The sequence below is a fragment of the Zhongshania sp. genome (assembly GCF_029212375.1).
In the GTDB taxonomy this organism is placed as follows: Bacteria; Pseudomonadota; Gammaproteobacteria; order Pseudomonadales; family Spongiibacteraceae; genus Spongiibacter.
On the sequence record NZ_JARGNU010000026.1, the window covers coordinates 1 to 21661 of the forward strand.

The following is a 21661-nucleotide window of genomic DNA, read 5'->3' on the forward strand; positions in this document are numbered from 1 at the left end:
GAATGAAGTGATCACGTTCAAGCGGTACGACTGATCAGGTTCAGCGGAATACGCAGGGCGCTAATGCGAACAGGCATCAAACTTCCCCCAGGACAGAATGCACACGTGCTGCGCCACACATTCGCGAGCCACTTCATGATGAATGGGGGGAACATTTTGGCTCTACAGAAGATTCTCGGTCACTCAACGCTAAATATGACCATGAAATACGCGCACCTAGCCCCCGAGCACCTGCAAGAAGCTGTTGATCTGAACCCACTAGAACGCAAACTAGGGGCAAATCGCAGCAATGAAGCAGGCTCACTAATTAAGAGCGCAGGGATGGAAGTGCCTGATCAATCTCAGCAGATTCAAGCTTTGATCTCAGGCGATTAAGTTCATCGACACGCAAACGGTAAGTAGCGTAAAAACGGTCACGAACCCAGAAGTAGTATTCTTGCTCGAAATATCTAAATAGCGGCCCAACCCTCTGGCAGTGACCAATAAAGCTACGCAATATTGTTGGGTCATATATAAAAGCCCTAGACATTGGGCGACCATTAATTTCAAGCTTCAATAACTCCTGCACTAACCACTCCGGGGGCTGCCAGCGAGGATTGTGATAGTGATTGAATATTAATGATACAGATTTACCTCGCAAAGCTTCGGCGACTGCAGAGTCCAACCTGTCAAGGTTTTGGTCAATTTTAGCTTGATCAAAGACAGGAGGCGGGGCATCAGATTCGGGCTGGGCAATATCAGCAAGAGCTACATCCGTAACATCTTCCACAGCGCTTTCCGTGGAAGACGGCTTAGTTCGATGAGCAATGAGCGCATAACGCATAAATTTCTGCGACCAATTCGCTGATCGCTGCCCAAGATGACTGCGCACAAAGTCCTCGCGCAACCAAGCAATATCAACCCTACCAACCCCTAAATGCTTGATTAATGTTTCGACCACTTGCGGCAGCGGACGCCAACCAATCCGCCCGTGTCCACCCTGCCGTATAACAACAGAAGGCTCTAACAAGGGGCGACTGCGAGTAATTTCCGACTCTTCATCTCTCTTCGACTGAATCGCTACCGCCTGGATAACCTTTGGTACGACAGTGAGGGTAGTCGCTTCTGTCTGCATTCCGCGAAACAAAGACTGCAATACCTCGGCCTCAAAGCCACACCCTTGCAATCCAGCTAATAATTCATCCAATTCCAATGAAGGCATCGAGCAACCTCAACCGGCTCCGAAGTAAGTGAGTAAGAATACGCTCGAAAAGGGACAACAACAAACTTGCGTCGAAAACTGAAACATCAGAGAAATGTGGCCATCTAGCCCTGAACCACCGACAAGAAACGGTCAATTTAAACCTTCTTGAACGCAAGCCGTAGACAATTCGTAGTCAATTCACCAAAACCTTTCGAGCAGAAAATAAAAATCCCTATGCGAATCAATCACATAGGGATTTTTTGATGGTGCCGAAGGCGGGACTTGAACCCGCACGAGCAATGCTCACCACCCCCTCAAGATGGCGTGTCTACCAATTTCACCACTTCGGCTAAAACTTTTTACTGCGCGCCAGCTGCCGGCATTTCTTCACTTACAGGCATTTCCGACGGCGCTTTTTCTGCTTGGGCTGGCATAGTCTCATCACCCACCGGCGCCACATCACGACTTTCCTGCAACGCGGGAACATCGACAATTATATCTTCTGCACCACCACTGCGCTGCTTGGCAACATAGGCTAACGACAAACTCGTTATAAAAAATACCGTTGCCAATAACGCGGTTGCGCGAGTTAGCACATTGCCACTACCACTGCTGCCAAAAATAGTCTGCGAAGCACCAGAGCCAAAAGAAGCCCCCATGTCTGCGCCTTTACCTTGCTGAACAAGTATCAGACCAATAATCGATAAACCGGCCAACACATGTATGATTAAAATTGCTTGTTCCATTACTCCGCCGCCCGACATATTGCGGAAAATTCCTGCGCATCAAGTGATGCACCACCTACTAAACCGCCATCAATATCCGCCTGCGCGAATAATTCACCTGCATTAGCCGCCTTCACACTGCCGCCGTACAGAATTCTTAAACCCTTCGCCAAAGGCTCATCTTTTTTCGCAAACAAGGCACGGATAAATGCGTGCACTTCCTGAGCCTGCGATGGCGTTGCTGTTTTGCCGGTACCAATTGCCCAAACCGGCTCATAGGCAACAACAATACTGCACATATCCTCTGCACTCAAAACCGCAAACACGGCCTGAAGCTGCTCAGCAATCACTTCTAAGGTTGAGCCGTCATCGCGCTGAGCTTCTGTTTCACCCACACATATAATCGGCATTAAACCCTGAGCTAGCGCCTGCTTTGCTTTTTGGGCAACACGCTCATTACTATCGCCATACATGGCGCGCCGCTCGGAGTGACCAACAATCACATACCGACAGCCGGTATCCACCAGCATTGCCGCAGACACCTCACCAGTGTAAGCACCATCATTTGGCTGCTCACACACATTTTGCGCGCCAACTGCAACTGGCGAACCAGCCAAACCGTCAACAACTCGCGCAATGTACACTGAGGGCGGAAACACGGCTATATCAACAGCCGGCTCGGCAGGTAATAAGGCCTTTAAATTAGCCACTAATTTTTCAATGCTGGCATTGTCGCCACACATCTTCCAATTACCCGCTACGAGATTACTCCGCATGCCATTTCCCTTAGCGCAAAATGGGCGCCAATCTTACATAAACTTATAAGTACATACAAGGATGCACACGCTTAAGATGAAAGCTCTTGCACCTTATCTGCAAGCCGCCGACAAAGTGCGGCAACCTGCACCCCATCTTCGCCTTCAACCATGACCCGCAACAGCGGCTCAGTTCCAGAAGCGCGCAATAATACCCTGCCTCGCCCTGCTAATTCCAGCTCAACCGCATCAACTGCTGCTACTAATTCGCAATTTTTTAAATCAACCGGCGAATTGATGCGCACATTCTCCATTATTTGCGGAAATTTACTGACTGGCGCGCGTAATTCGGCAAGGGACTGGCCACTACCGATCATCGCTTCAACAACTTTTAAGGCCGCCACAATACCATCACCGGTCGTACTTACATCTGCGCAAATAATATGGCCAGAATTCTCGCCGCCCAAATCCCATGCCAAGGCATTCATCCGCTCCTTCACATAGCGATCACCCACATTGGCGCGCTCAAAAGCAATACCGAGGCTTTTTAAGGCCAACTCAAAACCCAAATTAGACATCAACGTGCCCACCACACCAGCACACTGCTCGCCGCGGCGCAGCCGCTCGGCAGCAATGATGTAAAGCAACTCGTCGCCATCGACCAAGTCACCCGCAGCATCAACGAACAAGACTCTGTCGCCATCGCCATCGAAGGCGATACCAAAGTCGGCAGACTCTGCCGCAACGCGCTGCTGCAACGCAGCGGGGTGAGTCGAACCCACCTCGGCATTTATATTTAAACCGTCTGGGGAGGCGCCCATTACAATTACTTCGGCGCCCAATTCAGCAAAGACTGCCGGCGCAACGTGATAGGTCGCGCCATGCGCACAATCAAGAACCAACCTCAGGCCTTTTAATGACAAGCCCGTCGATGCCGTCGACTTACAATATTCAATATAACGACCCGCCGCATCATCAATGCGCCGCACCTTACCCAACCGCGCGGAATCCACCGTCGTCATTGGCGCATCTATTGCCGACTCAATTGCCAACTCAAGCTCATCGGCCAATTTACTGCCGTCGGCCGAGAAAAATTTAATACCATTATCGTAATACGGATTGTGACTTGCACTAATAACAATACCGGCACGGGCCTGAAAAGTGCGGGTTAAATAGGCGATCGCGGGGGTTGGCATTGGCCCCAACAGCAACACATCAACACCGGCCGCAACCAAACCAGCCTCCAGCGCAGACTCAAACATATAACCAGAAATGCGGGTATCCTTGCCAATCAGGACCTTACTGCGCCCTTCTTTCGCAAATACCTGCCCTACCGCCCAACCTAACTTAAGAACAAACTCTGGGGTAATTGCGCCCTCACCAACCCGCCCGCGCACGCCGTCGGTGCCAAAATATTTTCTAGTCATTCGCTATATTCTCTAGCTTTAGAGCCTGTGCTACGCGCACGGCATCAACGGTTTCTTTAACATCGTGAACCCGAATAATATGAGCACCGCGCTCTACCGCCATTGCGGCCATCGCCACACTACCCGCCAGCCGCTCACCCACTGCGCGCCCCGTAAGCGCACCAATCATCGATTTGCGAGACACCCCCACCAATACCGGGCAACCCCACGCAACCATGTCCGGCAAGCGCCGAAACAACTCAAGATTGTGGGCAAGGGTCTTTGCAAAACCAAAACCAGGGTCGAGCACAATACGCTCAGCGCCAACACCGGCAGCGGCACACGCGGCAATGCGTTGCCGCAAAAAGCGCTCCACTTCGCCACCAATATCGCGATATACAGGATTGTCCTGCATAGACTGTGGCTCACCCTGCATGTGCATAAGGCACACCGGCAAACCACTAGCAGCTGCCTCCTGCATTGCAGTCGGTTGCTGCAAGGCGCGCACATCGTTAATTAATCCCGCGCCTAAAATGGCGCTTTCGCGCATCACCGCAGCATTACTGGTATCCACTGAAATAATAACGTCAAAGCGCTGCGCAATGGCCTCGACCACCGGCAGCACGCGCTGACACTCTTCCAACTCCGAAACGCGGGCTGCGCCGGGCCGAGTCGACTCACCGCCAACATCAATCAAGCTCGCGCCTTCGGCGCAGGCCAAATCCACTTGCGCTAAAATTTTGTCGAGCAAGGCCGAGCCGGCGTGATATTTACCGCCATCGGAGAAGGAGTCTGGAGTGACATTAATGATCGCCATAACCTGCGGCTCGCGCAGGTCTAAAAAGCGATCACCGCAGCGCAGCTGCGATGAAGTTGTAAAGGTGCTCATTGAAAACTTAGTGATCACTCACCGAGTCGACAAATGGGTCTTCGGGACGATTTTTCTTATCGGCCGCATCTGCCTTAGGCGCCAGATCATCGTCGGCCTCCTCTTTCACAGCGCGACCACCGCGACGATCATCGTCATCCCAACCCGCAGGTTTGCGCGGTGTGCGACCATTCATGATGTCGTCAATCTGCTTAGCATCGATGGTTTCATAGAGCATTAAGGCATCAGCCATAACGTCTAGTTTACCGCGATGCTCTTCCAGTATTTTGCGAGCAGCGGCGTAGCATTCGTCAATAATACGGCGCACCTCTTCATCAATCTGTCTTGCGGTTTCACCGGAATGCCCCTTACCGGCCTGCCCCGCTGAGCGACCAAGAAAGACCTCTTCCTCCGCATCGTCATACATCAGCGGCCCCATCTTGTCGGACAGGCCCCACTTGGTCACCATTTTGCGCGCTATATCAGTGGCACGCTGAATATCGTTCGACGCGCCAGTGGTTACGCCATCGGCACCCAAGGTCATTTCTTCGGCAATACGACCGCCAAACAGTGAACAAATCTGACTAATGATGTGCCGACGGCTAAGGCTGTAGCGATCTTCCTCGGGGAGGAACATGGTTACACCAAGGGCGCGACCACGGGGAATAATACTAACCTTATAAACCGGATCGTGCTCTGGCACAGTGCGACCCACAATAGCGTGGCCAGCTTCGTGATAAGCGGTATTTAATTTTTCTTTATCTGACATCACCATGGATTTGCGCTCAGCGCCCATCATGATTTTGTCCTTAGCCAAATCAAATTGCGCCATGCTGACCAAGCGCAGATTACTGCGCGCGGCGAACAGGGCCGCTTCGTTAGCCAAGTTAGCTAAATCCGCACCCGAGAAACCAGGTGTACCACGCGCAATAACGGATGCTTCAACATCGTCGCCCAAGGGCAATTTACGCATATGCACTTTTAAGATCTGCTCACGACCGCGAATATCGGGCAACCCAACGGTCACCTGACGGTCAAAACGGCCCGGGCGCAACAGCGCTGGGTCCAGCACATCGGGGCGGTTAGTCGCAGCAATAACGATAACACCGTCATTGCCCTCAAAGCCGTCCATTTCAACCAGCAACTGGTTCAAGGTTTGCTCACGCTCGTCGTGACCACCACCCATACCGGCGCCACGGTGGCGACCGACAGCATCGATTTCATCGATAAAGATTATGCACGGCGCCTGCTTCTTAGCCTGTTCGAACATATCGCGAACACGAGAGGCACCAACACCAACAAACATCTCCACGAAATCAGAGCCAGAAATAGAGAAGAACGGCACCTTGGCTTCACCGGCAATCGCCTTGGCCAGCAAGGTTTTACCGGTACCCGGTGGGCCGACCATGAGCACGCCGCGGGGAATACGACCGCCAAGACGCTGAAACTTACCGGGGTCGCGCAAAAACTCAACCAGTTCCTGCACGTCTTCTTTGGCTTCATCTACACCCGCCACATCGGCAAAGGTGGTTTTAATTTGATCTTCACTCAGCAGACGCGCCTTGCTCTTGCCAAAGGCCATCGGGCCTCCTTTGCCACCGCCAGCACCGCCCTGCATCTGGCGCATAAAGAACATAAAAATTGCCAAAATGATCAATATTGGGAAGCTAGCCACCAATAGCTGGGTCCACAAACTCTGGCGCTCAGGCTTAGTGCCTTCAACTACCACGTCGTGCTGGAGCAAGTCGTCAATTAACTTGGGGTCATCAAGCAGTGGTCGCACGGTTTCAAAGCGACTCTTATCCGCCCGCTCGCCGCTGATCATCAGGCCGTCAATGACCACCTTTTTGACCCGCTCATTCTGCACTTCAGAAATAAACTGGGAGTAATTAAGCTGTTCTGTGGGTGACTGAACGCTGAAATTATTAAACACCGTCAACAAGACAGCGGCAATAACCAGCCACAACAGTAAATTCTTTGCCATATCGTTCAAAAACCGATCCTCACGCTGCACTGTTTGCAGAGGCTGCAAACGGGAAAAATGCCCGGATATCTGCCCACTCTACACCATAAATCCGGCACCCTCTACGCAATATTCAAGCGCGCAGACCAGTGGCCACTAAATACACTTCTCGCGATCTTGGCCGCGACGCCGCAGGCTTGCGGGTCACCACTTTGGTAAATCGCGCGCGAAGCAAGCGCATATACTCATCGAAACCTTCGCCCTGAAATATTTTGGTAACATAGCCACCACCTGGGCGAAGTACTATGCCTGCCATGTCGAGTGCTAGCTCGCACAAATACATCGACTGCGGCTGATCAACATCTCTCATACCACTCATATTGGGGGCCATATCCGAGATTACAAGGTCTGCCTTGCTATTACCCAAATGCGCCATCAGCTCATCGACCACCGCTTGCTCAGTAAAATCACCGCGCACAAACTCAACTCCAGCGATAGAATCCATGTCTAAAATATCTGACGCCAACACCCTACCGTGATGCCCAACCAGCATTGCCGCAACCTGCGACCAGCCGCCAGGCGCACTACCTAGGTCTACGACGCACATGCCCGGCTTGATCAGGCGATCTTTCTCCTGCAGCTCAAGCAATTTATAACAGGCTCGGGAACGGTAGCCGTCGCGCTGAGCCATTTTGACGTATTGATCGTCGAAATGTTCCTTAAGCCACGCACCGCTTGATCCTTTAGGTTTCGCCACACTAACTCCGTTATTAGCGAGAATTCAGATACCGACTGGGCGCGCTTTCTAGTAAAATAGCGGCCCACGCTCTTTCCCGGTTCAATATATTATGTCCAAATTCAGCGCCAGCGATAAAAAACACCTACGCAGCATCGGCCACAAACTCAGCCCCGTTGTTATGATTGCCGACAAGGGACTAAGTGAAAGCGTTGCGCTGGAGCTGGATCGCGCACTCAATGATCACGAATTGATTAAAGTTAAGGTCAATATAGCTGAACCAACTGAACGCCGCGCGTTAATTGAGCAACTGTGTGAAGCGCACAAAGCGCTGCTGATTCAGGCTATTGGCAAGATCGCCTTGATTTATCGCCCAGCGAAGAACCCAAACCCAAAGCTGTCTAACCTACTTCGGGCTTGAGTTAACGCGATTACTCGGCGAGGTGCTCTACCTTGTCGATTTCGTACTCGATATTGCCACCCGGCGCGACAACTACCGCGACGTCGCCCGCTTCTTTACCAATTAAGGCACGGGCAATCGGCGATGTTACCGAGATCTTACCGATTTTTACGTTGGCTTCGTCTTCGCCAACAATGCGGTAGGTCACTTCTTCATCGGTTTCGCAGTTAATTAGTGACACAGTCGTGCCAAAAATGACTTTGCCGGTGTAGGGAATGGTAGTGATATCGATTACTCGCACACCGCCCAGCTTACCTTCAATTTCTTGAATTCGACCTTCGCAAAAACCTTGCTGATCGCGGGCCGCATGGTACTCGGCATTTTCTTTTAAATCGCCGTGGGCGCGAGCCTCGGCAATCGCCTGAGTAATCCGCGGGCGATCAATCGACTTTAATTTCTTTAATTCATCGCGCAGCGCTTTTTCGCCGGCAACTGTCATTGGCAGCAAACTCATTGCATTAACCCCTTATGAACATCCTGTAAGCGACGCACGGTTTTCTCTTCGCCAAACACCAGTGCCTGACAAATCGCTTCTGCGCCAGCTAAGGTCGTGGTGTAACTCACCTTATTGGCCAGTGCACTACGGCGAATCAATGACGAATCCGCAATCGCCTGCTTACCTTCGGTCGTATTAATAATTAGATCGACATCGCCATTTTTCACCATATCAACGATATGGGGACGGCCTTCTAATACCTTATTAACACGCTGACATTTAAGACCCGCTTCCGTCAATACCTTGTGCGTACCACGGGTTGCCAGCAAGCTAAAGCCGAGCTCAACCAACTGACTGGCCACCGCGATCGCACCCGCTTTATCGGGATCGCGAACACTTATAAAAGCTTTACCGCTGGTTGGAAATACTTCTCCAGCACCAACCGCCGCTTTAGCAAAGGCTTCGGCAAAAGTTTCGCCCAAGCCCATCACTTCGCCGGTCGACTTCATTTCTGGCCCAAGAATGGGGTCAACACCTGGGAATTTATTAAAGGGGAAAACCGCTTCTTTAACGGCGAAATACTTGGGAATACGCTCTTCGGTAAAGTCCTGCTCAGCCAAGCTGGTGCCCGCCATGCAGCGCGCCGCAACCTTGGCAAGGGAAATACCAATACACTTAGACACAAATGGCACAGTGCGCGAGGCGCGAGGGTTAACCTCGATCACGTAGATTTCGCCATCTTGCACAGCGAGCTGGACGTTCATCAAACCAACAACACCCAACTCCAGCGCCATCGCCTTAACGATTTCGCGCATGCGATCCTGAACATCGGCAGCCAGCGAGTATGGGGGCAATGAACACGCAGAGTCGCCAGAGTGAACACCCGCCTGCTCAATGTGCTGCATAATCGCACCAATCACCACGTGCTTACCGTCTGAAACAGCATCAAGGTCAACTTCAACCGCCGCATTCAAAAAGTGGTCGAGCAAGACTGGTGAGTCGTTAGACACCCGCACCGCCTCGCGCATATAGCGCTGAAGCTCTTCTTCTTTGTATACAATTTCCATGGCTCGACCACCCAATACATAAGATGGACGCACAACTAGGGGATAACCGATCTCGGCCGCCGCGCGCAGCGCCGCTTCTTCGGAGCGCACGGTAGTATTTGGCGGCTGTTTGATATTCAAACGCTGCAGCATTTGCTGGAAACGCTCGCGGTCTTCGGCGCGGTCAATGGCGTCTGGGCTGGTACCGATAATCGGTACGCCAGCGGCCTCAAGGTCGCGGGCCAGCTTCAGCGGCGTTTGACCGCCAAACTGCACGATTACGCCTTTTGGCTTTTCCTTGGCGACGATTTCCAGCACGTCCTCCAAGGTAACAGGCTCAAAATACAGGCGGTCCGAAATATCGTAATCCGTCGATACGGTCTCGGGGTTACAGTTGACCATAATGGTCTCGTAACCGTCTTCGCGCATCGCCAGTGCCGCGTGAACGCAGCAATAGTCAAACTCAATACCCTGACCAATGCGGTTGGGGCCGCCACCAATAACCAGAATCTTCTCGCGGTCTGATGGATTGGACTCGCACTCTTCCTCGTAGGTTGAATACATATAGGCAGTAGAGGTAGAGAACTCTGCCGCGCAGGTGTCTACACGCTTGTAAACAGGGTGAATATCGAGACTATGACGCAGGCCGCGCAGCTGTTTTTCGCTCACAGCCAGCAGTACTGCCAAACGCTGATCTGAAAAACCTTTGCGTTTTAAACGCCACATCATGTCTTTGGTGATGTCGGCCAAGGCCACGGTTTTCAGGGAGTTCTCAGTTTTAACAATATCTTCGATCTGCACGAGGAACCATGGGTCGATCCACGAGTGCTCAAACACCTCTTCAACACTCATACCGGCGCGGAAGGCATCAGCCACAAACCAAATACGCTCTGGGCCAGGGTTGGTCAATTCAGCAATCAGAATATCGCGGGCATCGTCACGATCGGTGTCGATCTGGTGCTCAAAGCCGGCAGACCCCACTTCCAAACCACGCAGCGCTTTTTGCAGAGATTCTTGGAAGGTGCGGCCAATTGCCATGACCTCACCCACCGACTTCATCTGAGTGTGCAGACGAGTCTGGGCTTCGCCGAATTTTTCGAAAGTGAAACGTGGAATCTTAGTCACCACGTAGTCGATGGCCGGCTCAAAAGACGCCGGAGTGGCGCCGCCAGTGATTTCGTTCTGCAATTCGTCTAGGGTGTAACCAATCGCCAATTTGGCGGCCACGCGGGCAATTGGGAAACCGGTCGCTTTAGAGGCCAAGGCTGAAGAACGACTAACCCGCGGGTTCATTTCAATAACCACTAGGCGACCAGTGTGCGGCTCCATACCAAACTGGACATTGGAGCCGCCAGTTTCAACACCAATCTCACGCAGTACCGCGCAAGAGGCGTTACGCATGATTTGGTATTCTTTATCGGTCAGGGTTTGCGCTGGCGCAACCGTGATCGAGTCACCGGTGTGCACACCCATAGGGTCGAAGTTTTCAATCGCGCAGACAATAATGCAGTTGTCGTTTTTGTCGCGAACCACTTCCATTTCAAACTCTTTCCAACCAATCAAGCTCTCGTCGATCAACAGCTCATTGGTGGGCGACAGATCCAGGCCGCGAGTACAGATTTCAATAAATTCTTCTCTGTTGTACGCAATACCGCCGCCCGAGCCGCCCATGGTAAAGCTTGGTCGAATAATCGCGGGGAAACCAATAGAGTCTTGGACTTGCAGAGCTTCTTCCATACTGTGCGCAATGGCCGAGCGCGGCGTAGCCAAACCGATACGCTTCATGGCCTTATCGAATAACTGGCGATCTTCTGCCATATCGATAGAGTCTTTGGTGGCGCCGATCATTTCTACGCCGTATTTAGCCAGAACCCCTTCGCGATCCAGATCCAGCGCACAGTTCAGCGCGGTCTGGCCACCCATTGTTGGCAGCAAGGCGTCGGGACGCTCTTTCTCAATGATCTTGGCAACGGTTTCCCACACCACTGGCTCAATATAGGTAGCATCGGCCATCGATGGATCGGTCATGATAGTCGCGGGATTCGAGTTTACCAAAATAACCCGGAAACCCTCTTCGCGAAGCGCCTTACACGCCTGCGCGCCAGAGTAATCGAACTCACAGGCCTGGCCGATAACAATCGGACCAGCACCGAGGATGAGGATGCTTTGAATATCAGTTCTTTTTGGCATAAGTTCTAATCATCTGACTCTGTGCTTCGTTACAAAAAGTCGGACGTCGGAAGCTGGACGTCGGACGCTAAAGTCGGGCGCGATCCTGTTTTTTCTCATCCGACGTCAGACTCCCGACGCCAGACCAGCAAAACTGCATACAAAACCGCGAGGCCGGACTTTCTACTCAGCCTGCTTAGAGGCTTTAATCAAATCTATAAACTGATTAAACAGGGGCGCAATATCATGGGGACCCGGACTCGCTTCAGGGTGACCCTGAAAACCGAATGCGGGGATATCGGTGCGCCGAATTCCCTGTAGCGATCCATCAAACAATGATTTGTGGGTCACTTCTAAATTCGCGGGCAAGGAGGCTTCATCTACCGCAAAACCGTGGTTTTGACTGGTGATGTGCACAACCTTAGTCGCTAAATCTTGCACCGGATGGTTGGCGCCGTGGTGACCGAATTTCATTTTGACGGTTTTGGCACCCGAGGCCAAAGCCAGCAACTGGTGGCCTAGGCAGATCCCGAATACCGGTAGACCTGTTGCTAAAATCTCTTTGATTGCCGCAATGGCGTAATCGCATGGCTCTGGATCGCCAGGACCATTAGACAAGAACACGCCATCAGGCTTCATCGCCAATACGTCGGCAGCCGGTGTTTTGGCCGGCACAACCGTCAGGCGGCAACCGCGATCGGCGAGCATGCGCAGAATATTGCGCTTTACGCCAAAGTCGTAGGCCACAACGTGGTAGGGCAATTCGGCGTCGGTGAGACTGCGAACGCCTTCACCCAGCTGCCAGCTGCCTTCGCGCCACTGGTAGGATTCGGTGGTGGTCACTTCCTTCGCCAGATCCATACCTTTTAAGCCAGCAAACTCTTTCGCGAGCTGCAAGGCCTTGGCTTCATCGATATCGCCAGCCATTACACAACCACCCTGGGCGCCTTTGTCTCGCAAAATACGAGTTAGGCGACGGGTATCAATATCGGCTATGCCGACAATATTGCGGGCTTTTAAATAATCGGAGAGGCTTTGCTCACTGCGAAAGCTGCTAGCAGTCATCGCCAGATCGCGAATCACCAAGCCGGCAGACCAAATCTCAGTCGCCTCTTCGTCTTCGCTGTTCACACCGGTATTGCCGATATGGGGATAGGTAAGGGTCACGATTTGGCGGGCGTAGGAGGGATCCGTTAAGATCTCCTGATACCCGGTCATCGCGGTGTTAAACACGACCTCGCCAACCGAATGCCCTTCGGCACCAATAGCGATGCCCCGAAATATGCTGCCGTCTTCGAGGGCAAGTATGGCTGGAACCGTCAAGACTACCTCCTGGATCAAACTTGCGGCCGAGAGTTGCCACCGACTAACGCGCCGGAACAACAACCTAGGGACCACAGAGGAAAATACGCGTGCAAAAAAGCGAGATGAAGACGTACTTCACCTCGCTCCTTGCGGGGATACGGAGCTTATAAAGCCCGGCACCCTAATCTGATGCGCGATTTTACGCGAAACCACCCCCGCCCGTCCACCGCAATAAATACCAGCAATCGTGACCGCGGCGGCATTTCAGCCAGAGATTCGGCTTTTAAGCGCTAAATTTGCGTATTTTACTTAAGCCCCAACACATCTTGCATATCGTAGCGACCCGCAGCCTGCGCACTCACCCACGCTGCCGCCCGCACTGCACCACGGCCAAATGACATGCGCGAGCTGGCTTTATGGGTAATCTCAACCCGCTCGCCCTCAGCAAAGAAAGACACCGTGTGATCGCCCACCACATCGCCGCCACGCACGGTGGCAAAACCAATGGTTTCGCGCTCGCGGGCGCCGGTTTGGCCTTCGCGACCATACACTGCGACTTTTTCCAAATCCCGCCCCAAGGCATCGGCCACCACATGCCCCATGCTCAAGGCGGTGCCCGACGGCGCATCAATTTTATGGCGGTGATGAGCTTCAACAATTTCAATATCAACATCGTCGCCCAAGACCCGCGCCGCCATATCCAGCAATTTAAAGCACAGATTCACACCGGTACTAAAGTTAGACGCCTGACAAATCGCAATCGGCGCAATAGCCGCCTCAAGCTCGGCTTTTTGCTCGGCATTAAAGCCGGTAGTACCAATGACCATGGCCTTACCCGCAGCGCCGCACAGCTGAGCATTCGCGAGCGTGGCTGCCGGCACAGTAAAGTCGATCAGCACGTCAAAGTCGGCGAGCACCGAGCTCAAATCACCGACAATGGCGACGCCATTTTTACCCAAGCCCGCCAACTCACCGGCATCAGCGCCAAGCAAAGAGCTCTCTGGCCGCTCAATGGCTGCCGCCAATACACAGCTCTCATTGAGCGCGATAGCCTCAATAAGAATTCGCCCCATCCGCCCTGCGGCACCCGTTACTGCTACTCGTACTGTCATATTATTCACCACACCTAAATTTCAATTGTTCTTGCTGGTATCAGCACTAGTACCGGCACCATTTACCGCCAAGCCATCTTCTTCAACGGCCATATCCCGCACGCTGGTCGCCGCCAAGGCGGCATCCAAAGCGTCATCAATTGCCTTGGTCACTGCGGCCACCCCTCGCACCGGCCTGCGCGGTATACCCAAACCCAGCATCGACGCGGTACCTTCGCTACGCACTGCATCAAGCACCTGTTTTAAACTGGTTTTTTCCAGCGGCGCATTGGGCAAGTAACGGGGCGGCTCCTCGCTATTTTCAGTAATTAAACCGGCCTCTTTTAGAGCGCGCAACACCCTTGTTACGCCCTGGATTTGCACTCGCAGGCGCAGCACAAAATCGCTGGCAGAAAAAGGATTCCGCGCCCTGTAATGACGCTGGGCAATCACGGCCATAATCTGCAGCGCCAAGGTTTCCCGCTGCTTAATACTTAAATCACCGCTGCGCCGCGTTGGCGCCACATACTCTGGATGCTGAACATAAAACGCAACACTGCTACCCACCAGTAAAATCAGCCAGCTAATATACATCCACATCATAAACAAAATCAGAATGGCAAAGCCCGAGTAAATCGCGTAAGTACCACTGCCACTGGCCGACACCACTACACTGCCAAAACCCCAACCTAGGCTCTGAAACAAAACCCCCGAAACCACCCCCGCAACCAAGCCCGCCCGCACCGTAACGCGAGTATTGGGAATGAACATATAGAAAAAGGTAAAGGCCGCAATAATCATTAAATAGGGCGCGGCTTCGGTCGCGAACTTGATCAAATACTGTACAAAAGGTAGCTGCTGGCTAATCGCCTGCACAAAACTGCCACTGAGCACACTGGCCGACAAACCAATCGCCGAGAACACCAATAATGGCCCGATCAACATCACGCTGCCGTAGTCGGCGAAGCGTCTGCCAATACTGCGATACTGATCAAGGCGCCAGATGTAATTAAAGGTGCCTTCAATCTTTTGTATCAACGAAATGGCGGTATAAAACAATAGTGCCACACCAAAAGTACCGAGCACGCCGATTTTTACATTATCAATAAAGCCAATAATTTTATCGGTTATCTCCACCCCTTGCGCACCCATGGGCGCCAGAAACTGGAGCATGATTGGCGCCAATTGCTTATTGTGCATACCAAAGGCTTTGAGCACCGAAAAGCTCACCGCCAGCATCGGTACCAGCGACAGCAAAGTGGTGTACACCAAACTCATGGCACGCAGGGTTAGCTCGCCCTTGGCGAGATCGTCGAGCACCACGTAACCATAGCGCAGCAGATGAATCAGTTTGCGGCGGGGAGCTGAATAATCTGCCACCTTTTCAGACCACAGGTAGTTCGCGACGAATTGATTAAGGGTCTTGTCCATACTTATTTCCGCGGCTTTTATTTGCAGCCCAGAATGGAGAAAAACAGCGGGGAAGTCGAGGGCAGATTCAGCAAATCAGCCCTCGAGCAAGATTGACGAAATCAGATTTTCATATCGTCAAAAAAGGTTTTTACACCGTCAAACCAGCTTTTTGCGCGGGGCGATTGTTTATCGTCACCGGCAAGACTGGCCTGCAGCTCTTGCAATAGCTCTTTCTGGCGTTTGTTTAATGACACCGGCGTTTCAACGGTCACCTTGCAAATTAGATCACCAGTACTGCCGCCACGCACCGGAGTAATACCCTTGCCACGCAGGCGGAAGGATTTTCCAGTTTGAGTCTCGGCTGGAATTTTAAGCTTAACCCGTCCTTCTAAGGTTGGCACATCCAGCTCACCACCCAGCGCCGCATCGGCAAAACTGATTGGCACATCGCAATGTAGATTTTTGCCATCGCGCTTAAAAATCGCGTGGGGGCGCACCTGCATTTGCACATACAGGTCACCGGCTGGGCCGCCATTAGGACTGGCCTCACCTTCACCGCTCAAACGAATACGGTCGCCAGTATCAACGCCAGCAGGCACTTTCACCGACAGGGTTTTGGTCTCTTCAACGCGACCCTGGCCGCGACAGCTAGTACATGGATCGGCGATGATAGTGCCGGAACCACGACAGTGCGGACACGCTTGCTGCACCGCAAAGAAACCCTGCTGCATGCGCACCTGACCAACACCGTTACAGGTGCTACATGTTACTGGCTTGCTGCCTTTTTTCGCGCCGCTACCATCACAAGGCTTACAGGCAACTAGCGTAGGAATACGAATCTTGGCAGTGGAACCGTGTACCGCCTGTTCAAGATCAATATCGAGGGTGTAGCGCAAATCAGAACCGCGCTGCGGACCGCGCTGGCGACCGCCGCCACCGCCGCCGCCGCCAAAAATATCGCCAAACACATCACCGAAAATATCGCTAAACCCAGCTCCACCGCCACCGCCGCCACCGGCGTTAACGCCCTCATGACCGAAACGATCATAGGCCGCGCGCTTCTCCTCGTTAGACAGCACCTCATAGGCCTCGGTGGCCTCTTTGAAGATGTCATCCGCCTTGGGGTCTTCGGGGTTACGGTCGGGGTGGTTCTTCATCGCGATACGACGGTAGGCTTTTTTAATATCCTTGCTGTCGGTATCTCGCGACACGCCCAGAATTTCGTAATAATCTCGTTTTGACATAGCTTCGCTTCACGCTAGACGGGAGGCGGGAGACGCTTTTTAAAACGCCGCCCACTACCCCTATAAATGATTCTACCCTTCATGCCAAACGGGAGATCGCAAAACACGCTGACCTTGGCCTTTGCGTCTTCCGTCTCCCGTCCAGCGTTACACCCAAGCGAGGCATTGCCCCGCGTCGAGTTTACTTCTTGTCGTCGTCTTTCACTTCTTCAAACTCAGCATCGACCACGTCATCTGCGCTGCCGCCAGCTTGGGCGTTTTCAGCGCCACCTTCTGCCTGGGCTTGCGCTGCTTGTTCGGCATACATTTTCTCTGCCAAACCACCAGACGCTTCGGTCAATTTCTTAGTTGCCGCTTCAATCGCTTCAAGATCATCGCCTTTCAGCGCCTCATCAACTTCGGTCAGCGCTGCTTCGATCGCCGCTTTTTCTTCGTCAGAAGCTTTGTCGCCAGCTTCTTCTAAAGTTTTGCGAGTCGCGTTAGCCATGCCTTCGGCCGTATTGCGCGCAACGACCAGTGCTTCGAACTTCTTATCAGCTTCGGCATTGGTTTCAGCATCGCGCACCATTTGCTCGATTTCTTCTTCGCTCAGACCACTTGACGCGGTAATGCGAATAGACTGCTCTTTGCCGGTTGCCTTGTCTTTAGCAGACACGTGCAGAATACCGTTGGCATCAATATCGAAAGTAACTTCGATTTGCGGCAGACCACGTGGCGCAGGTGGAATGTCGGCCAAATCAAAACGACCCAGCGATTTGTTGGCGCTAGCTTGCTTGCGCTCGCCCTGCACTACGTGAATCGTTACTGCTTGCTGGTTGTCATCTGCGGTTGAGAACACCTGTGATTTCTTAGTAGGAATCGTGGTGTTTTTCTCAATCAGGTGCGTTGCCACGCCGCCCATGGTTTCGATACCCAAGCTCAGCGGAGTAACGTCTAACAATAATACGTCTTTTACTTCACCAGACAATACCGCGCCCTGCAGAGCAGCACCCATGGCAACGGCTTCGTCGGGGTTTACATCGCGACGCGCTTCTTTACCAAAGAACTCAGTAACCTTGGTTTGCACCAAAGGCATACGCGTCTGACCACCAACCAAAATAATTTCGTCAATTTCAGAGGCAGACAAACCAGCGTCTTTCAGAGCTACTTTCATTGGCTCTAGTGAGCGAGCAACCAAATCGCCAACCAGCGACTCCAGCTTAGCGCGGCTCAACTTCACAACCAAGTGCTTAGGACCTGTTGCATCGGCAGTGATGTAAGGCAGATTGATTTCAGTCTGCTGGCTAGAAGACAGCTCGATTTTGGCTTTCTCTGCTGCTTCTTTTAGACGCTGCACAGCCAGTGAATCGCCTTTTAGGTCGATGCTGTTTTCTTTCTTGAACTCTTCCGCCAAATAATCGATCAGGCGCATATCGAAATCTTCACCACCTAAGAAGGTGTCGCCGTTAGTCGACAGCACTTCAAACTGGTGCTCGCCGTCTACCTCAGCAATTTCGATAATAGAAATATCAAAAGTACCACCACCTAAGTCGTATACCGCAATAGTGCGGTCGCCTTTAGATTTATCCATACCGTAGGCCAAGGCCGCTGCGGTAGGCTCGTTGATAATACGCTTTACATCCAAACCGGCGATACGACCAGCGTCTTTAGTCGCCTGACGCTGAGAGTCGTTAAAGTAAGCAGGAACGGTGATAACCGCTTCGGTGACTTTCTCACCCAAGTAGTCTTCAGCAGTCTTTTTCATTTTCTTGAGAATTTCCGCAGAAATCTGCGGTGGCGCCATTTTCTCGCCTTTTACTTCTACCCACGCGTCGCCGTTATCGGCTTTGCAGATATTGTAGGGCACCATTTTAATGTCTTTTTGAACTACGTCGTCTTCAAAACGACGACCGATCAAACGCTTCACCGCATACAGGGTGTTATGCGGATTGGTCACGGCCTGACGTTTAGCGCTCTGACCAACCAGAATTTCTTTGTCGTCGGTATACGCAACAATCGATGGCGTGGTGCGCGTACCTTCTGCATTCTCGATAACTTTAACCTTGTCGCCGTCCATAACAGCTACACAAGAATTGGTGGTACCCAAATCTATACCAATTATTTTACCCATGTTAACTCTCCAATTTACCTAGTCGCCGCTGTTGGCGAACACTATGTCTTGTTGTCAGATATTGGCCCTTATCCACATATTTCAAGGGGACATAGAGCATTTTTTACACAATATATAAAAATTATTCCGGCGCTTTAGCGACCACCACCATGGCTGGGCGCAATAGACGACCATTCAAGGTAAAGCCCTTTTGCATTACATCCATTACCGAGTTTGGCTCGGCATCTGGGTTGGGCACCATTGCTATGGCCTGATGAAACTCAGGGTTAAACGGTTCGCCCAATGGATTGATCTGCTCAACCTTATGGCGAGCCAAAGCGTCGAGCATGGATTTATTCGTCAGCTCCACCCCTTCAATCATCGGCTTTAATGACTCATTGCTCATATCGGCTGAAGCCAAGGCGCGGTCGAGGTTATCGGCCACCACCAACATATCGCCAGCAAACTTCTCTAGAGCAAACTTGCGGGCGCTCTCTGCGTCTTTCTCGGCGCGGCGACGGATGTTTTGAGCATCAGCTACAGCGCGCAGCGCCTGCTCTTTGGCGTCTGCGGCGGCCTGCTTGGCCTCCTCCAACTGCACCTCAAGGCTCTTTTCTTCAGCCTGCCCAGCCTCAACATCATCAAGCGCATCTTGAATCTCGCCAACAATTGCCTCTACCTGCGCATCTTCATCTTGCAATGCCGACTTATCCTGATCTTCTGCCACTTCAGTCATCTCCGTCATACTCTAATTTCTTGCGGCAGCAAGGCCGCGCTGACTGGGATATGGGGCTTTAGCCGTGTTTTTCAAGGCGGCAACAAAGATTTTTCAACAAGCCCTCACAGACACTTGCTCGGCCCCAGTATTTTACTGTATAAATATACAGACAATTTTCCCACACCCACCGTGAGAGAGCATCATGCTGAGCCACCTCAACATCAGCAACTACGCCATTACCGAAAGCCTCGACATCGAACTGCACCCAGGCATGACCGTACTTACCGGCGAAACCGGCGCAGGCAAGTCGATTATGCTCGACGCCCTTGGCCTCGCCCTCGGCGACCGCGCCGACAACAATATTGTGCGCCCCGGCGCCGACCGTGCCGACATTCACGCGCTCTTTGATATCAGCCAAATTACCGGTGCAATAACATGGCTAAAAGAGCGCGAACTCGATGACGGCAACGAATGCATGTTGCGCAGGGTTATCACTAGCGAAGGCCGCTCCCGCGCCTATATCAACGGCCAACCGGTTACCCTGCCAGCCATTCGCGAACTCGGCAATTTACTCATCGACATCCACAGCCAGCACGCCCACCAATCGCTATTGCAAAAGCCCTATCAGCGCGAATTACTCGACGCTTTTGCCGGCACCAGCGCACTGGCCCAACAGGTTAGCGAGCACTGCAGCCAGTACCAGCGCAGCAGTAAAACCCTCGCCACACTCGAAAGCAGCGTGGCCGAGCAAAATGCCCAAGAGCAACTACTCCGCTATCAACTCGAAGAGCTAAACCGCTTAAATTTACAGCCCAACGAGCTAGAAGAACTGGAAAATCAACAGAAGCAGCTGGCAAACGCCGAACAAATTCTCGCCGCCAACCATCACAGCCTCCAGCTGTGCCGCGAGGGCGAAGTTAATGCCATGGGAATTTTGCATCAGGCCTTATCGTCACTGAATAGCAGCCAGCACCGCTGTGCCGCCCAAGAAAATGCTGCCCAGCTAATGGAAAGCGCCCGTATTCAAATTGAAGAAGCCGCCCGCGAGTTACAAGTGGTACTGGATGGCACCGAACTTGACCCCGACCGCTTAATTGAAATTGAGAGCCGCCTAGACGCCATTTACCAAACGGCCCGCAAACATCGCCTGCAACCTGCCGAATTGCCAGCCCTGCACGCCTCATTAGCCGAACAATTGGAAGGCCTCAACGCCAGCGACGAGAAATTAGAGCAACTGCGCGCCGAACAGCGCAAATCTTTGCAAGCTTATAACGACAAGGCCACGACGCTCAGCGAAAAACGCCGCAAAGCCGCCGCCACCATGAAAAAAAGAGTAGAAGAACAACTGCGCGCGCTGAGCATGAAGCACTGCGAAGTCGACTTTGCCCTACATACCCTCAGCGACGAACCCCACAGTTGCGGCCGCGAAGAGGTTGAAATTCTAATTAGTACCAACCCCGCCGCAGCCAAAGGCCCACTCAACAAGATCGCCTCGGGCGGCGAGCTGTCACGCATCAGCCTTGCCATTCAAGTCGTTACCGCCCAAGTCGCAGCCATACCTACCATTGTCTTTGACGAAGTAGACGTGGGCATTGGTGGCGCCACCGCCGAAATCGTTGGCAAATTGCTTAACGAACTCGGCAAACGCAGCCAAGTACTGTGCGTTACTCACCAGCCCCAAGTTGCCAGCCAAGGCGATCATCATATTCGCGTGCAAAAAGTGGGCGACAAAAAGCACCTGCGCACCGAACTGCAGCCACTAAAAGATGAACAAAAAATAGACGAAATTGCGCGAATGTTAGGGGGAATAGCGATTACCGAGAATACCCTAGCCCATGCGCGGGAGATGCTGGGGGTAAGGCATTAGTTCGTTCGTCGGATGCCGAGCGTCTGACGTCGGATGCTAAATACTCGCACCTGCAAGCGTGACGAAAGTTGCTTGAGGTTACGGGTTTTAGCCTTTCCGTCCGACTTCCGACGCCTGTCGTCAGACTAGCCAATGTCGGATGTCGGATGTCGGATGTCGGATGTCGGATGTCGGATGTCGGATGTCG

The 21661-nt window shown here is 52.5% G+C and carries 17 protein-coding genes, 1 tRNA gene and 1 pseudogene; 3 read left to right on the forward strand and 16 right to left on the reverse strand.

The window, feature by feature from the left end; genetic code table 11:
• Positions 1-51 precede the first annotated feature (51 nt).
• Positions 52-261: pseudogene (locus P1U47_RS17355) on the forward strand (tyrosine-type recombinase/integrase); the annotation flags it as partial.
• A 46-nt stretch (positions 262-307) separates the two neighbouring features.
• Here the strand turns inward: P1U47_RS17355 and P1U47_RS17360 are convergent.
• From P1U47_RS17360 to rlmE, 8 genes are all read right to left on the reverse strand, one after another.
• Positions 308-1201, reverse strand: coding sequence for a hypothetical protein (locus P1U47_RS17360; RefSeq protein ID WP_301030486.1), 894 nt, complete (start codon positions 1199-1201; stop codon positions 308-310).
• Positions 1202-1447: 246 nt separating this feature from the next.
• Positions 1448-1533, reverse strand: a tRNA-Leu gene (locus P1U47_RS17365).
• 9 nt (positions 1534-1542) lie between these two features.
• Complete coding sequence (secG, locus tag P1U47_RS17370) at positions 1543-1929, reverse strand: preprotein translocase subunit SecG (protein WP_301030487.1); 387 nt, start codon at positions 1927-1929, stop codon at positions 1543-1545.
• The gene (gene tpiA, locus P1U47_RS17375) at positions 1929-2684 is read right to left on the reverse strand and encodes a triose-phosphate isomerase (RefSeq protein WP_301030488.1); all 756 of its coding nucleotides are present in this window, start codon (positions 2682-2684) and stop codon (positions 1929-1931) included. The genes secG and tpiA overlap by 1 nt, the downstream gene beginning before the upstream one ends.
• 71 nt (positions 2685-2755) lie before the next feature.
• Positions 2756-4090, reverse strand: coding sequence for a phosphoglucosamine mutase (gene glmM / locus P1U47_RS17380; protein WP_301030489.1), 1335 nt, complete (start codon positions 4088-4090; stop codon positions 2756-2758).
• The gene (gene folP, locus P1U47_RS17385) at positions 4083-4958 is read right to left on the reverse strand and encodes a dihydropteroate synthase (RefSeq protein ID WP_301030490.1); all 876 of its coding nucleotides are present in this window, start codon (positions 4956-4958) and stop codon (positions 4083-4085) included. The genes glmM and folP overlap by 8 nt, the downstream gene beginning before the upstream one ends.
• A gap of 7 nt (positions 4959-4965) precedes the next feature.
• Positions 4966-6921: an ATP-dependent zinc metalloprotease FtsH gene (ftsH, locus tag P1U47_RS17390; RefSeq protein WP_301030501.1), complete on the reverse strand. Its 1956-nt coding sequence runs from the start codon at positions 6919-6921 to the stop codon at positions 4966-4968.
• Positions 6922-7033: 112 nt separating this feature from the next.
• Complete coding sequence (gene rlmE, locus P1U47_RS17395; protein WP_301030491.1) at positions 7034-7657, reverse strand: 23S rRNA (uridine(2552)-2'-O)-methyltransferase RlmE; 624 nt, start codon at positions 7655-7657, stop codon at positions 7034-7036.
• Positions 7658-7748: 91 nt separating this feature from the next.
• On the opposite strand from rlmE, the gene P1U47_RS17400 reads away from it, so the two are divergent.
• Entirely contained in the window at positions 7749-8057 is a 309-nt protein-coding gene (locus tag P1U47_RS17400) for a YhbY family RNA-binding protein (protein ID WP_301030492.1), read from the forward strand.
• A 10-nt stretch (positions 8058-8067) separates the two neighbouring features.
• On the opposite strand, the gene greA is transcribed toward P1U47_RS17400, so the two are convergent.
• The 8 genes from greA to grpE form a co-directional block, all read right to left on the reverse strand.
• Positions 8068-8550 (reverse strand): transcription elongation factor GreA, encoded by a 483-nt coding sequence (gene greA, locus P1U47_RS17405; RefSeq protein WP_301030493.1) that lies wholly within the window; start codon positions 8548-8550, stop codon positions 8068-8070.
• Entirely contained in the window at positions 8547-11768 is a 3222-nt protein-coding gene (gene carB / locus P1U47_RS17410) for a carbamoyl-phosphate synthase large subunit (RefSeq protein ID WP_301030494.1), read from the reverse strand. Before carB ends, greA begins: the two co-directional genes overlap by 4 nt.
• A gap of 162 nt (positions 11769-11930) precedes the next feature.
• Positions 11931-13070, reverse strand: a complete 1140-nt coding sequence (gene carA / locus P1U47_RS17415; protein ID WP_301030495.1) for a glutamine-hydrolyzing carbamoyl-phosphate synthase small subunit — start codon at positions 13068-13070, stop codon at positions 11931-11933.
• Between the two features lie 287 nt (positions 13071-13357).
• A complete protein-coding gene (gene dapB / locus P1U47_RS17420) occupies positions 13358-14164 on the reverse strand; it encodes a 4-hydroxy-tetrahydrodipicolinate reductase (protein WP_301030496.1) in 807 nt (268 codons plus the stop codon).
• Between the two features lie 21 nt (positions 14165-14185).
• The gene (locus P1U47_RS17425; RefSeq protein WP_301030497.1) at positions 14186-15574 is read right to left on the reverse strand and encodes a YihY/virulence factor BrkB family protein; all 1389 of its coding nucleotides are present in this window, start codon (positions 15572-15574) and stop codon (positions 14186-14188) included.
• Between the two features lie 101 nt (positions 15575-15675).
• Positions 15676-16800, reverse strand: a complete 1125-nt coding sequence (dnaJ, locus tag P1U47_RS17430; RefSeq protein WP_301030498.1) for a molecular chaperone DnaJ — start codon at positions 16798-16800, stop codon at positions 15676-15678.
• 181 nt (positions 16801-16981) lie between these two features.
• Positions 16982-18910, reverse strand: a complete 1929-nt coding sequence (gene dnaK, locus P1U47_RS17435) for a molecular chaperone DnaK (protein WP_301030499.1) — start codon at positions 18908-18910, stop codon at positions 16982-16984.
• A gap of 121 nt (positions 18911-19031) precedes the next feature.
• Entirely contained in the window at positions 19032-19625 is a 594-nt protein-coding gene (gene grpE / locus P1U47_RS17440; protein ID WP_301030502.1) for a nucleotide exchange factor GrpE, read from the reverse strand.
• A 184-nt stretch (positions 19626-19809) separates the two neighbouring features.
• On the opposite strand from grpE, the gene recN reads away from it, so the two are divergent.
• Positions 19810-21474, forward strand: a complete 1665-nt coding sequence (gene recN, locus P1U47_RS17445; protein WP_301030500.1) for a DNA repair protein RecN — start codon at positions 19810-19812, stop codon at positions 21472-21474.
• Positions 21475-21661: the final 187 nt, after the last annotated feature.